This window comes from Sorangium sp. So ce119, assembly GCF_051524405.1.
GTDB lineage: Bacteria > Myxococcota_A > Polyangia > Polyangiales > Polyangiaceae > Sorangium > Sorangium cellulosum_G.
This window is the reverse complement of record NZ_CP150310.1, coordinates 6,959,852-6,974,434: the sequence shown is the minus strand read 5'-3', so window position 1 is coordinate 6,974,434 and position 14,583 is coordinate 6,959,852. Positions and strand designations below refer to the sequence as shown.

The following is a 14,583-nucleotide window of genomic DNA, read 5'->3' as shown; positions in this document are numbered from 1 at the left end:
CGGCGTCAGGGGACGACCTCGACCCACGCGGACACGGGCGCGACATCGGTCGAGCCCGCATCGACGGCGGTGAGGCTCGCCCCGTACGCGCCGACGCGCCGGTTCCTGCCGAAGGTGATCGCCGGGCCGGGGCCGGGATCGAAGTCCCGCAGCCCCTCGAGCGCCGCGATGAGGCCGGGGCGGGTGAGGTGGGCGCCCGCGCGCTTGAGCGCCTCGACGAGGACGCGCGAAGCGGCGTAGGCGCTCGCCTGGAAGGCGATGTGCCGCGGCGGGATGCGGTGGCGCTCGAGGAACGACGCGAGCGCGCGCTGGGCGAGCTGCTCCGCCTCGTCGAGGGGGGCCGGGTGGAGGAGCAGCACCCGCGCGGCGGCGGCGCGCCGGAGCGAGTCGGGATCGCGCCGCAGCAGGAACGCGGGCGCATAGAGGGCGGGGCGCGGGCCCGCGGAGGGCGGTGACGCGGCGAGCCAGCGCGAGAGCTCGTCGCCCTCGCCGGCGAGCAGGACGGCCCGCGCACCGAGGCGCGCCGCGTCGTCGGCCAGCGCGGCGGCGTCGAAGCGGCCCGGCTCGAAGGGGCGCGAGACCGGGGGCGGCAGGTCGCGGCGCAGCGCCTCGGCGCGCGCCCCGCGCAGGAAGGCGTCCCCTCGCGGGTCGGCCGGGTGGACGACGAGCACGGCGCCCGCGCCCGCAGGGGCGGGGGCGTCGGCGAGGTGCGCGACAGCGACGCGCGCGAGCATGTCGAGGCCGGGCTGGAGGTGGAACACGACCCCATATCCCGGATCCGCGGCGGGGAGCCCGGTGCCGAGGGGGCCGACGAGCGGCACCTCGTCGGCCGCGAGGCGCGCCGCGGCGTCGCTGCGGTCGCCGGCGTCGCCGCTCCACACGCTGCCGACCAGCGCGAAGACGCGCTGATCCAGGAGGCGCGAGGTCGCGCGCGCCCCGTCGAGGGACTCCTCGCTGTCGGCCACGACGAGCTCGAGCCGCCGGCGGAACACGCCGCCCTGCGCGTTCACCTCGGCGAACGACGCGGCGAGGACGTCGCGGGCCGCGGCGCCCGCCGCGGCGAAGCGCCCGGTGAGCGGGAGCGCGGCGCCGAGCCGGAGCGCCTCCGGCGAGACGCCCGGATCGGCGTCGCGGCCGAGGCAGCGCAGGTAGGCGACCAGGTCGGCGAGGTGCGCGCCGTCGAGCCGGTAGCGCGGCATGACGAGGTGGAGCTCCCGCCCGCCCGGCGCGCGCCCGTCGCGGACGGCGGCCGCGAGCGTCGCCTCGGTGTGCGGGCCGCCCGGGCGATCGGCCGAGAAGAGCCGCTCGGGCGTGAGCGGCGGCGCGGCGACGCCGCCCTCCGCCGTGCCGTCACCGCTCCGGCCGTGACAGCCGGCGCAGGCCGCCGCCTCGCCGTGCAGCGCGGCGCCGCTCGCGCCGAGGCGCCCCTCGACCGGCTCCCCCGAGGCGAGGGCCCCGCGGTGGAAGAGGCGCCTGCCGCGCAGCGCCGCCGGGCTGAGCTCGGCGCACGACGCCGCCTCGCCGCACGACGCCGCGCCGGCGCACGGCGCCGCGGCGCTGGACGACGCGGCCTCGGCGCGCGGCGACGCGGCGCACGCGGCGCCCCGCAGCGCGGCGGCGAGGCCGAGCGCCGAGAGCGCGGCGGCGAGGCCGAGCGCCGCGAGCGCGCCGCGCCGCCGCTCCGTCACGAGCCGGCCCATCTCCACCTCACGGCGGGTCGTTGAGGTGATCCACGAGGCGCACGATCGTCTCGGGGCGCTCCGTGGCGGTCGTCTTCAGCCACATGCCGGTCCTCGTGTCGCCGATCAGCAGCGTGGAGGTGTGCTCCTCGGGCTTCTTCGTGAGCCCGCCGAGGCGCCCGAGCACCGTGTCCACGCTCTGCGGGGTGCCGGTCAGGAAGCGCCAGCCGTGGCCCGCGTTGAACCTCGCGGCGTACTGCTTCAGCACCTTCGGCGTGTCGTTGACCGGGTCGACCGTGATCGTGAGGATCATGACCTCCTTGCCGGCGCGCTTGCCGAGGAGCGCCTGCACGCGCGCGAGGTTCGCGGTCATCGTCGGGCACGCGCCCTTGCACGAGGTGAAGGCGAAGTGGATGAGGACCTTCCGGCCGCGCAGGAGGTCGGTGTAGAAGCGGCGCGGGCGCCCGTCCTGATCGACGAGCTCCGTGTCGGTGAAGTACGCCGCCGCCGCCGCGTCGTCGCTGGCGGATGCGCCGCCGATCTGCGCGCGCGTCCGCTCGGGCGCCGGCTCCCCGGCCGGGCTCGCGGCCGGCAGCGCGAGCGCGAGCGCCGCCGCGAGGAGGGGGGCGCCGCGCTTCATCGCGCGCCTCCCGCGTCCGGGGCGTCGCCGGGCGAGGCGACGTGGAGGTCGCCGGGCGAGGCGGCGTGGAGATCGATGAACGGCAGCACGCCGAGCGGGGCGTTGCGCGATCCGGCCTCGAGCAGGAAGCGGTACTGGCCGGGCTCGGGGGGCGTGAACGTCACCGAGAAGGCGCCGTCCGGCTCGGCGCGGGGCTGCACGGTGTCCCGGAAGCCGACAGGGAATCGGAAGATCATCACCTTCATCTCCTTTGCTTCGAGCGGAGGCGCCGAGGCCTTCGGCGTCGCGCGGAAGCGCAGCGTCGCGGGCTTCGACACCTCGAGATCGACGCCCGCGTCGAAGAGCGGCTCGACGGTGAGCCCGGGCGAACGGTCCTCGGCGGGGACGGCCGAGGGCGCGACCGTCGCCTCGAGGCAGGCGGAGACGCTGCGATCGCGGAGCAGCAGCTCGACGTCGTGCACGCCCTCGTCGCCGAGCCGGACCGTCGCGGCGTACACGCCGGGCTGCACCTCCTTCAGCGACCGATCCTCGATGAGCGCCGCGCGGGGCTCTCGCCCGTAGTTCGAGAGCGTGCCCATCGGCGCCATCATGCCCTCGACGTAGTAGTAAAGGACCTTGTCGGCCGGGCTCGCGACGATGGCGCCGTTGCCCTCGGGCAGGACGGCGAACGGCGCGGCGCCCCTCCCGCCCTTGGCGGCCCGCGGCGGCTGCTGGCCGACCTGGACCTCGACGACCGCGGGCTTGCCGGGCCGCTCCAGCGAGGGCAGCTCGATGAGCGAGACGCGGCTCTCGCCGAGGTTCCTCACGTAGGCGTACATGTCCGAGAAGGCGACCGCGTCGGGGCCCGCGAACCCGGAGAGCGTGTGCGCGAGCGCTCCCACGGAGGCGTCGAGGATCGACACCTCGCCCTTCGCGGGGTTCAGCGCGAAAGCGAAGCGGCCGCCCGGCGCGAACCCGACCGCGCTGACGCCGGCCTTCACCGCGACGCGCCCCGCGACGGCGCGGCGCCCGGCGTCGAGGATCACGATCTCGCCCCTCGCCTCGTTCGCGACGTAGACGGCGTTCGCGGCGTCGCTCGCCGCGATGGCGGCGGCGCCCTCGCCGACCTCGATCTCCGCGACGGGCTCGAGGGTGCCGGTGTCCACGGCGGTGACGGTGCGGGCGTCGCGGCTCGTGATCCAGGCGGTGCGTCCCTGGCTCGAGAACGCGAGCTCGTGGTGACCGGGGCCGGCGCGCAGCGTCTTCAGCACGCTCGCCGCGCGCGCGTCGACGACGCTGACCGTCCCGTCGCCGTCGTTGCCGACCCACACGGTCCGCCCGTCCGGCGCGACCGCGACGCGCATCGGCTCCGCCCCGACGGGCACGTTGGCCGCCACCAGGCTGCGCCTCGTGTCGACGACGGCGAGGCCGCGGCCGCCCTGGAGCGTCACGTAGAGGCGGTCGCCGTCCGGGTGGAGCGCGAGCGACGTGGAGCCGGCCGCGAGGGTGACGATGCTGCGCAGCTTGGTCCGGGTGAACGCGAGTTGCGGGTTGATGACCGACAGCGTGTTGTCCTGGTTCTGTGTCCACAGGAGGTACGCGTTCATGTCCACGTCCGGGCGGACGGCGATGCGCCCGGCCATGAAGCTCCTGATCTTGTCCTGGCACCCGGCGTCGTCCGGCGGCGCCTCAGCACGCCTCGACATCCACGCGAGCGGCCCGAGGTCGCGCGCGGGCGCGCCCGTCGCCGCGTCGGTGATCGTGAACACCGCGGTCGCCTCGGTGCGCGCCTCCGGGCGGTCTCCGGCGCCGGGGAGCGGCCGGAGCTCGAAGGCGATGGACAGCCCATCTCGCTCGACCCGGCTCACGACCGGGCTCCGCTCGCCCTCGCGCGGGCCCTCCGCGGGCGCCGCGGCGGCAGCGGGCGGGGCAGGCGTCTCCCGCCGACTGCAGGCCGGCGCCGCGGCAGCGCCGAGGACGCATGCGATCAGCATCGACGCATCCCAGCCAATCGCCCCGAACAGCCTGTTCGAATCTGACACGCGTTCTCTCCTGGCATGCACACACCGGCGTGCGCCTCGCCCGGACGCCGCGCGCCCGGCGCGACCCATCCGATCGCTGGTTCGGGCCGTCGCCGGTGCATCGGCGTAGTCGCCGCCCGGTGTTCGAGATACCGAATCTGTAGGCGCGCGACATCGCGGTCAAAGGGAATCTCGCGTGATCTTCGGCCTGTCTCGTCCGCGGACAGAGCGACATCGAGATCGTCTATGGGCGGAGACGCGAGCGCCGGCGCGCACGGAGCGGTGTGTCTCGGCGAGAGCTCGTCCGACCCGGCTCACCCGCGGGCTCCCCTCGCGCCGCGCCCCGGCCGGCGGGGCGCGGGCGCGCTGGAGAGCTCGTGGGTTGGTGGCGGGGGCGAGCCGGCGTGACGTGACGAGGGCGCTTACCGCGTGACGCGGAAGATGCCCCAGAGGCCGTCGGAGACCTTGAAGCTCGGCTGGTCGAGGTAGAGCCGGTCGCCGGGGACGGCGAACTTCCCGCCCGCGCCGAAGAACGGGACGACGTTGTGCTGCGTCATGGCGCCGACGGGGTGCTCGACGGCGATGTTCAGCACCTCGTCGTTCTCGCCGATCCGCCGGGAGTGCGCCCCCTCGGCGAAGGGGTTGTGCGGCCACTCCGCGCCCCAGAGCGCGAAGGCGTGCTGGCGCCGGTGTGCGGACGGATTCACGATGCGCACGCGCACCTGCTGCGCGGCGCGGGCCCTGAAGATCGGCGTCGCCGGATCGTCGCCGGCGAAGATATTGCGCAGGTCCTCCTCGTTGAGCTCCACAAGTGCGAGCTCGGGCTTGATCCCTAGCCGCGCCCAGAACGGCTCGGTGCGGTAGTTGAAGGCCTCGTGGCCCGTGTCCTCCGCGTCGTCCTCGGCGCCGTAGTTCCGGAGGGCGGTGCCGCAGTTGAGGCTCTCATCGGCGCACTGGAACTTTGCCTTGTCCGAGTGCAGGGCGACCTCGTCCTGATAGACGAGCACGAACTCCCGGAACGAACGCCTGGCGCCGTGCTCGTCCGTGAAGGTGATATCCGCCTGGGCGCGCGTGCCCCGGTCGGTGCGCCAGGTGGCGCCCTGGGGCTCGACGATGAGGGCGCCGACGGCGCCGTGCATGCCGTGGTTCACGACGTCGGCCATGTCCTTGAGGTTGATCGCGCCGTACTCGACGGCCCGGTGCTCGCCGAGGTCGAGCCTGCCCTTCTGGGAGATCTCGCCGGCATACCACGTGTATTCGCGGGACTCGCCGGGCGCGACGGTCTGCGCCTGGTTGTGCCCGACGTTGGCCCCGTCGTCGGTCCTGACGTCGTAGCTCACGAGCTGCGGGTGCAGCGAGACGTGGTTCGACGGCCTGACCTGGTTGGTGTTGAACCCATCGACGATCGGCGGGTTGTAGTTCCAGTGCGGCGTCTTCGGCAGCCTGCGAGGCAGGTCGTTGACGAGCGTCACCTTGATGCAGTCGCCCGCGGCGGCCCGCAGGATGAGCGGCTCCGGGGCGTAGTCCTTGTCGCGGAGGCGGGGAAGATCCTCGTCGTGGACGAACAGGATCGCATCAGGATCGTAGAGGTTGAATTTCTCGTTGTAGGTGAGGCGGCCGCGCGGCAGGTTGTCCTTGGCGGTGATCGCGTGGACGGTGTACCTGGTCACGGGCGCGTCCGCGGGGCAGGTCGGGAAGCGCCTGGGCCCGCGCGGCGCCTCGTCCCGGGCCCGGGGCAGCGGCCGGAGGCCCGGGGTGCCCCGCGGGTGGATCCTCAGGATACCCCACATGCCGTCCCAGAGGTCGTCGGTGGTCGCGCTCTGGTAGAGGTAGTCGCCGGGGCCGCTGTCGCTGCGCGCGGAGCTCGAGGACGCGATCCCGAGCTCGAAGTGCTCGGAGAGGCCGAGGGGTTGAGCGTTCGTGAAGCCGCTGTCCGGGTCGGCGACCTCCCTGAGCCACTTCTTGCCGTGGATGGAGAGGACGTGCTGTTCCTCCTGCGCGCCCTGGTGGAGGCGCACCCGGACGTCGTCGCCCTCGTGCGCTTCGAGCAGGGGCGTGTACGGATCGCGGTGGACCTGGGAGCTGAACACATTGTGCATCTCCCCCTCGGCGTCCGCCTTCTGCCTGACCTCGCCCGTCCCGCAGTCGCGCTTGGCGATGCGCAGCGGGATCGGCTCGTTGCGGTAGTTGACGAGCCCTCCGCCGGGATCGGCCGCGGAGATCGCCTCCGGCGCGAACACCTTGCGGTGCTCGACCGCGAGCGGGAGCGGCGCCTCCTGCGTCGTCGGCGGGTTCACCGGGTCGCCGCACTCGTCGAAGAGGAGGGCGAAGTCGGCGATGGCGAGGTTGAACTCGCGGAACGGCCTCAGCGGGGAGCCCCTCGGCGGGATGATGTTGGCCCGGAAGCTCGTGGGCCCGCCGTCGAAGCGCGTGCCGAACTGCGTTCCGGTCCTGGGGTCGAACCATTCCGAGCCGGGCGGCTCGATGACCAGCCCCATGTAGAGGCCGTGCTGCTGGTGAGAGGAGGGGCTGAAGTGGTCGTGAGAGAAGGAGCTGTTGAGGGTGCGATCCTGACCTTTCTGATTCACCACCGGGGAAGCCCACCACCGCTGCACCGTGGTCTGCAGGCCGTACCCCCCGTGTGGCATGCGGTGGTGTTGCTTCGGGATCAGCCGGACGCGGAGGCCGCCCTCCTCGGTCGACCCGTCGGCCCAGAAGGCGCCGCCGAGCGCGTTGGCCGCCGCGATGCGCTGCAGGACCTCCTGCGCCGCGAACGTCCCGTCCTCGTAGTTGAAGCCGTTCGCCGAGCCGTCCGAGGACGTGACGTCGAACTTCACCAGGTGGATGTGCTGGCCGACGGTGTCCGTGGGCGTGTAGATCTGGAACGGGTCCTCTTCCAGGGCGTCGGGGAGGCGGTTCGTCGCCTCGAAGACGACGCACTCGCCCGATTCGGCGCGGACGAACAGCGGCTCCGGCGGCCGGCGGCCCGCCAGCGTCGCGTCGACGTCCTGCTCGAGGACCAGGATGCGCATCTGCCGGTCGCGCCAGCGGTGCCGGTTGACCACGGCGTCGAGCTCGACCACGGCGCTGCGATACTTGCGCAACCCCGCCTCCGGCGGGCAGGGGTTCGCATAGGGCGCGCCCGGCGCCGGCGGCTGGCCGTTCACGACGAACTCCGATCGCTCGCCTTCCGGCGTGAACGCGGGATACGCCGCCGCAGGGAATCCTTCTGGCGTCGTGACCCGCTCCGCCCCAGGGTAGACAACGCCGGCGTGGAAATGCTGGGCGCTGAGCTCCGCGGGCGTCCCCGCGTCGGGCAGCAGCTTGAGGTTTGCCCTGAGGAGCTCCACAGCGAACCTGCGGTCCTCCTCGCCGAAGACAGCGCCGTCCGGCGGCACGCTCGTGATGATGTGGCGCGGGAGCCCGCCGTCGACCACGAGGTCACGCGGCGGCTGAGAGGCCCTGTGGCCTTCCTGGGCAGCGATGTAGAAGGGATACCCCGGCAGCGCCGGCCGCACCTTCTTGCGGCCGCCGGGCAGCTCCACGACCGTGGGCTCGTAGGTCGGCATGGGCGGCATCCCGAGCCCCGGGATCGGCACGACGGCGGGGGTGGGCGTCCCGCCCTTGATCTCGCCGTCCGGCAGCAAGCGATCGCGCGTGCCGGCCTCGAAGACGTCGTGGTTGCGGATGAGCTCCCACATGCCCTGCGCGAAGTGGGGATACAGGTGGCAGTGGAATATCGCGTCTCCTGGCGTCAGGTTGATGTTGCCGGCCCGGGTGACGTTGTAGGTGAAGGCCCCGCCCGGGCCGATCGATTGCGCGTCCAGGGTCATGCCGTTCTCGTTGTTCGGCGCCTTCAACCACTGGTGGGCGTGGAGGTGGAAGACGTGCGTCTCCTTCGGGCCTGCGTGGATGTTCCTGATCCAGACGGGATCGCCGAGGTAGGCGTGATGGACGTTCGAGGGGTCGTCAGGGAACAGCGCCCGCGTCGCGCGGCCGCGCCTGTCCCGCTCGACGACCATCGCTGGATCGCCGTTGGCCCACGAGGTCAGGAAGAACTCCTCGTACTTGCACTCGACGCACTCCTTGCTGGGGCCGATCCGCTGCCGGTTGGCGAGGAGGATGGATCCGAACCCGGAAGCCCCGTAGTTCACCCCGAAGCCGTCGCGTATGCCTTGGAAGGCCTCGTTCTCGTCGAGCTCCGGGAACGCCTGGACGGCCCTCAGCTCGTCGTGGAAGAGCGCCGTGAACTCGCGGAACCGGCCCCGGGCGACCTGGACTGGTCCGTCGAGCTGGCTCTCGTCGTAGCCGGCGATGATCGCGTTGAGGTCGCCGTGGACGATCTCGTCGTCGTCGTTGATCATCCTGAGGATCGGCTGGCCGCGCTCGTCCACCGCGTCGTAGTCGATGAGCGGCGTGCCGTCGGGGTTCGTCTCGCCGTACGAGGCGGCCTTCAGCTCCTCGGCCGTGACCTGCGACCGGTACGCGATCGCCCCCGCGGGCTCGACGGTGACCGCGCCGAACAGCCCGAGCACCGTCAATGCGCCGTCCCCCTCGCCGCCGCCGGCTATCGGGGTGCCGCTGTGGAAGAGGAACGTCCCCTCGCGGTCGGCGAAGAGCTCGTACCGGCGCGTCTCGCCGGGGTCGGCGAGGGAGTCAGGCCCGTCACCGACGTTGCCGCCGAGCGCGTCGATGTCTCTGATCTGGAGGCCGGCGACGTGCACGGACGCGCTCCTCGTCCGCGGGGAGTCGCCTGGCCGCGTGCCCGCTGGCCGGAGCAGGTTGGTGAACTTGATCTGGAGCTTGTCCCCGACGTTCACGCGCAGCACGAGCGGCCTTGGCCGCTTGCCGGGCCGCAACATGACGTTGCCGGGGCGGAGCCGCTCACCCGGCCGGATGGGCACGACGTCCCGCTTGAGCGCGTACATCATGCCCTCGGGGTTGAACGACCCGAATCGATTGTAAACGTAGACCTGATCGAACGCCACGACGTCGGCGTACACGGTCCTGCCCGTCGTGGCGCGCTCCTCCGTCACCATCTCGACCGCTTCACGAGCCTCGTCGATCGGCTCGTCGTCCGGGCCCCCGCAGCCAGCCAGCCCGAGCGCCACCGCAGCCCAGCCAAGCGCTTTGAGCAGTTTGTCTCTGAACAAGTTCCCCCCCTATCCGGCGCGCACATTCCCGTGCGTCTCGCCCTGGACGCCCAGCGCTTCCCGCGCGCGTCCAGAGCTTCACCACCGACATGGCTGGCGGCCGTCCGCCGAAGACTGGCCACCAGAGCCGGACCGAGGTCCGGGTAAGCGACTTTGTGGTCTTGATATAATGTCGTCAAATAGAATTGCTCGCGTCCGTCTGCGGCGCCGCTGTTCCGGGTGGAACACGAGATTTACGAGGATGGCGTCCTCGACCGGGGCTGTGGGTATGCTGGAGAGTCGAGCGCGTCTCCCTCCACGCAGGCGCCGACGGACGGGACGACAAGGGGCTGTGATGGCGCTCCTCGCCGAGGCGCTCGGTCCTCACGTCCCGGCCACGAGCGCCGCCAGGGCCCTCGACGGGGCGGGCCGTCGTCCTCGACGTCGTGACACGCCGCCCCGGCCGCGCTGCGCGGGGAGCCTCGCTGGCGGGGGACTATCGGCCTTGCGGCTTCGACCACCGGTCGACGGCGACCATCGCGGCGCCGAGACCATCGATGTACGTGCCGTGCCGGAACGTCGCGCGCTTGAGCGCCGCGACCAGCGTGACCAGGATCTGCCGCGCCTCGTCCCGCTCGCGCCGCAGGTCCTGGACCTCATCCCGCGACGGCCGGTTGATGGCCGCAGGTTGCCCGGCGTCCTTCGTGCCTGTCTGCTTTGTTCTCTCGGACATGGGTCTCATCCTCCCATACCAAAGTAGCGCTCTCCTGCCCGCGTCATCAACCTCCTGATGAGGTATTTGAATCGCTGTTCTTCGTATTTCGGCCCACGTCGGCTCCGGAGCGCGCGACGAGGGTGACGAGGCCGCGCGCGATCTCGCGATGAACGACGCGGAAGCCGGCCGCTTCGAGCGCGCCGCAGACCCAGTCCGGGGAGAGCCGCAGCTTGCGATAGAAGCTCGCTGACATCCTCCACCGGCCGTCTTCTCGGCTGCGCGTGTGGACGATGTCGTGCACCTTGACGGTCTCCGGTTCGTACTCGAGGAAACAGGTCATGATCACATCGGCCGAGTCGTGTACCGGGATGAACCGATCGACGCCCTCGAGCTCGCGGGTGAGGTCGCGAAACGTGAGCGCGAGCCGGCCGCCCAGGGTGAGCCGGCGGGCGCAGCCGGCGAACATGCGCTCCACGTCGGCCTTGCTGCCAAGATGAGGGAGCGTGTCGCCCATGCACACGGCGAGCTCGCAGAGGGGGCCTGTTCGCTCCAGCGCCTCGAGGAGATCGCCTTGCACGAGGTCGACGGGGAGCTGCCCGCGGCGCGAGGCGAGCTCGGCGAGGAGCTTGTCGGAGGTGTCCACCGCCGTCACCCGGAACCCGAGCTGCGCCAGCGCGAGCGACTGAAAGCCGGAGCCGCACCCGAGGTCGATGGCCTCGCGGGGGCGCTCGGGGCCGGCGCGCAGGCCGAGGCGCTCGAGCAGCGCGCGCTGCTCGGCGACCTTGGCGTCGTGATCCCCGAACATCCGCGAGTAGTGTTCGGCGAGGAGCGCGTCGTAGTGATCGGCGACGGTGGGCATGGCTCTCTTTCTCCGCCGCCATCCTACAGCCGCGGGCGAGCCCGCCGCACGAGCGCCCCGCGCCGAGCACGCCGAGCACGCCAAGCGCGCGGAGCACACAAGCACGCACGGGGGCGCACCAGAATCGTGTGCGCTCGAAAATTTCTGTTCTGCTTTGACGTGATCGTGATATCTTGATTGAAACGCGACTTTTACTCCGACATCGAATCTGGCGTCATCGATGTTGGAAGGCATCGGGAATGGTCCCGGAGCGATGTTGAGGAGGGAGAGGTCGCGCTGCTGTGCGCAGGTGGTTTCGTCGGACGGGGAAGAATGAGATACGGCGCGCTTCGACCGAGCGCGCCTGTCGCTCGCGCGGGCCTGACGCTCTTCGAGAGCGCGCCTCGCGCGAAGCGCGCTGACGGCCCCGTCGGCAGACCAGCCAGGCAAGCCGGAGAGCCCGGGCGAGCGGTCAAGCCGGGTGACCAGGCAGCCGGAACGACGAACGAGCCAGAACGACGGGCGAGCCAGAACACCAGGTGAGCCCAGGCGAGCCGCGCCGCGCTCTCGCGCGCGCCGCTCAGCCAGCGCCGGTCGGCCTCGCGCTCGCCAGGACGCGAGAAGCGGACCGAAACGGGGAGAGCGCCTATGACGCAGTCCGGCGACGCTCGGCGCGAGGCGGCGCGTCGAGCGCGGCGGCCGGCCGAACAGCGCAGGTCCTGGTGCTGGTGAGCGCTGCTGAGAAATGAGTTGCAGAAAGTGCCAGTCTCAGGCACAATCAAAGGTTTTTGAAGCGGTGTGTTCGCGGTCTCGCCGGGTGGACGCGGGCCGTGGAGCACATCGAAGCGAAGGAGCGGAGTGCATGAAGACGGTTGGCAATTGGCTCTCCAGGTGCTCGCGATCGTTCGTTGCGGTGGGCGTGGCTGCGCTCCTCTCGTCCACTCCGAGCGCGGCCTCGGCAGAGGGCCCGGGCGCGGCGCGGCAGGCTGCGCCCAGGGCCGCTCCTGTTGCGGCCGGGGTCGCGGAGAGCGCGCCTCCGGCAGAGTCCGCTGATGCCCCCGGTGCGGGGGAGTGGGACAGCTACTCCGTGGAGGTGTACGGCATGCTGGTCTCCCGCGCGGGGAAGGTAGCGACCCTGCTGCCGCTCGTCGCCACGACCGCGACGCCCGTCGCCGCGGGCACCAAGGCGGTGCTCTTCCGCAGGATCGAGGATCCCAAGAAGTCGAGTCCGGCGAAATGGGTCGAGATCGCCAGGGTGACCATGAAGAAGATCGAGTCGACCGGCAACATGCAGCTCACCATCGACTCGGAGCACCAGGCGGCGACCGACGACAAGGGCAAGAGGCCGGGGCACTTCGTGAAGGGCGCGCGGCTCAAGCTCGCGATCCAGTAGCGCCGACATCGCCTGTCCGCCGAGGGGCCGCGGCGTGAGCTGCGTCGCACCGGGCGGCGCGGCGTTCGCGCGATCGCCGCGCGGCGTCCCGGGAGCGGGGCAAGGGTGGGAGCGGCGGCGGGAGCAGGGGAGGGGGCGGCGGTCGTCTCGCGGGCCACGCGCGGGCCACGCCTGCAGCGCGCGCGGCCCACCTGCGGATCTCGACGACCACGCACGACATTTTGAAACGCCGGGCCTCATCGTTGGTAGAGTCGACTTGCGGAGACGAGCGACGACGATGAACGCCCTTCGATCCTGGCTCTCGCAACTGAATCGCGCCGAGGTGACCGAGTTCGCCGTGGCCACGGGGCGCATGCCCAGCGTCAAGGTCTCGGGCGCCTTCCAGGCGGTCGATCCCGCCGCCCTCTCCACGGAGGACATCCTCATGCTCCTCAGCGCGCTCGGCGGCGGCCGCTTCATCGAGACCCTCGGCGCGAAGCCGTCGCAGTGGCACATCCGCATCGAGGGCATCGGCGCCATCTCCGTCGTCGCCGCGCGCCAGGGCGACCTCGTGCACGCCCGCATGACGCGGATGCAGCCCTCGACCGGCGCGTCCGGCACCGCGGCCGCCGCGTCCGGCACCGCGGCCGCCGCCTCCGGCGCCGCGGCCGCCGCGCCCGGCACCGCGGCCGCCGCGCCGCCCGCCCGCCCCTCGCAGCAGTTCTCCATGCGGGAGCACCTCGCCCCCGACGAGGCGCAGCGCCCGCCGCGCGAGCCCGAGGCGAAGCGCCCGAGCTCCTCCGAGATCGCGATCGACCTCCGCGGCGCCCCGCCTCCCGCCGAGCCTCGCCCGGGCCGCGCCTCGACCCCGCGCCTCGACCCGCGAGCCGACGAGGCGCCGGCCGCCGAGCGCGCCGCGCCGGCCCCGCGCGCGCTCACGCCGCTGCCCCAGGAGCCCCGCGCCGCGCGCGCGGCCGCGGCGGGCGCGCGGGCGCGGCCCTCGTCCGCCGACATGCAGGCAGGCGCCCTCGACGGCCTGCTCGCCATGGCGCGCGACCAGGGCGCGAGCGACCTCCACCTCGTCGCCGGCCGCCCGCCGCTCCTGCGCGTCGCGGGCGAGCTCGTGCCGCGCGGCGATCCGCTCGACCCGGCCGCGGTCGAGTCGCTCCTGCTCCCGCGCGTCCCCGCGCGCCTCGCGCCGGTGCTCGCGGCCGAGGGCTCCTGCGACTTCGCCCTCGAGCTCGGCGCGCTCGGCCGCTTCCGGGTGAACATCGCGCGCCACCGCCAGGGCTACAAGGGCTGCTTCCGCCTGATCGCGCGCAGCATCCCCACCCTCGCGTCGCTCGGCCTGCCGGACGCCATCGGGCTCGCCACCCGCCATCACCAGGGCCTCATCGTGATCACGGGGCCGACGGGCCACGGCAAGACCACGACGCTGACAGCGATCGTCGATATCCTGAACCGCGAGACGAGCCACCACATCATCACGGTCGAGGATCCCGTCGAGTTCGTCCACGCGCGCGGCAAGGCGATGATCAGCCAGCGCGAGGTCGGCACCCACACCCGCTCCTTCGAGAACGCGCTGAAGGCGTCGCTGCGCGAGGACCCCGACGTCATCGTCGTCGGCGAGCTCAGGGACACGGCGACGGTCCGGATGGCGCTGGCGGCGAGCGAGACGGGCCACCTCGTCCTCGGCACCATGAACACCCCGAGCGCGGCGAAGACGATCGATCGGCTGATCGACCTCTTCCCGCCCGGCGATCAGCAGCAGGTCCGCGTCACGCTCGCGGGCGGCCTCCGGCTCATCGTCAGCCAGCGGCTCCTGCCGAGCGCCGACGGCCAGCGCATGGTCGCCGCGGCCGAGGTCCTGCCCGGCTCGGTCGCGCTCTGGAACCTCATCCGCGACTCCAAGACGTTCCAGATCCCGAGCCTCCAGCAGCGCGGCAAGGGCCTCGGGATCATCCGCCTCGACGACTCGCTGGCCGAGCTCGTCCGCGCTGGCAAGACCACGCTGGAGGCGGCGCTCGACGTCGCGGAGGCGCCCGACGAGCTCGAGGCCGTCCTCGCCGGCAAGCGGCAGCCCGCGCTGACGCCCGACAGGCGGCCGCCCGCGCCGCCGCCGGACGCCTCGAAGGGCGCCGCCCCCGAGGCGGGCAAGGGCCTCTTCGAGCGCGCGGGCGCGCTCTTCGGGAAGAAGGGAGGCTAGC

8 protein-coding genes are annotated in these 14,583 nt (G+C 72.6%); 2 read left to right on the top strand and 6 right to left on the bottom strand.

Features of this window, described 5'->3' with window-relative positions:
• Positions 1 to 5: 5 nt before the first annotated feature.
• The 6 genes from WME76_RS26210 to WME76_RS26185 form a co-directional block, all read right to left on the bottom strand.
• On the bottom strand, positions 6 to 1,700 hold the full coding sequence (locus WME76_RS26210; protein ID WP_437955011.1) for a cytochrome c/ABC transporter substrate-binding protein: 1,695 nt from the start codon (positions 1,698 to 1,700) through the stop codon (positions 6 to 8).
• 7 nt (positions 1,701 to 1,707) lie between these two features.
• A complete protein-coding gene (locus tag WME76_RS26205) occupies positions 1,708 to 2,319 on the bottom strand; it encodes an SCO family protein (protein ID WP_437955010.1) in 612 nt (203 codons plus the stop codon).
• A complete protein-coding gene (locus WME76_RS26200; RefSeq protein WP_437955009.1) occupies positions 2,316 to 4,292 on the bottom strand; it encodes a YncE family protein in 1,977 nt (658 codons plus the stop codon). Before WME76_RS26200 ends, WME76_RS26205 begins: the two co-directional genes overlap by 4 nt.
• Positions 4,293 to 4,741: 449 nt before the next feature.
• Positions 4,742 to 9,472, bottom strand: a complete 4,731-nt coding sequence (locus WME76_RS26195; protein WP_437955008.1) for a copper oxidase — start codon at positions 9,470 to 9,472, stop codon at positions 4,742 to 4,744.
• A gap of 475 nt (positions 9,473 to 9,947) precedes the next feature.
• A complete protein-coding gene (locus tag WME76_RS26190) occupies positions 9,948 to 10,184 on the bottom strand; it encodes a hypothetical protein (protein WP_437955007.1) in 237 nt (78 codons plus the stop codon).
• A gap of 46 nt (positions 10,185 to 10,230) precedes the next feature.
• The gene (locus WME76_RS26185; protein ID WP_437955006.1) at positions 10,231 to 11,025 is read right to left on the bottom strand and encodes a class I SAM-dependent methyltransferase; all 795 of its coding nucleotides are present in this window, start codon (positions 11,023 to 11,025) and stop codon (positions 10,231 to 10,233) included.
• Between the two features lie 1,081 nt (positions 11,026 to 12,106).
• On the opposite strand from WME76_RS26185, the gene WME76_RS26180 reads away from it, so the two are divergent.
• Together WME76_RS26180 and WME76_RS26175 are read left to right on the top strand one after the other, a co-directional pair.
• Positions 12,107 to 12,397, top strand: a complete 291-nt coding sequence (locus WME76_RS26180) for a hypothetical protein (RefSeq protein WP_437955005.1) — start codon at positions 12,107 to 12,109, stop codon at positions 12,395 to 12,397.
• 277 nt (positions 12,398 to 12,674) lie between these two features.
• On the top strand, positions 12,675 to 14,582 hold the full coding sequence (locus WME76_RS26175) for a PilT/PilU family type 4a pilus ATPase (protein ID WP_437955004.1): 1,908 nt from the start codon (positions 12,675 to 12,677) through the stop codon (positions 14,580 to 14,582).
• Position 14,583 lies beyond the last annotated feature (1 nt).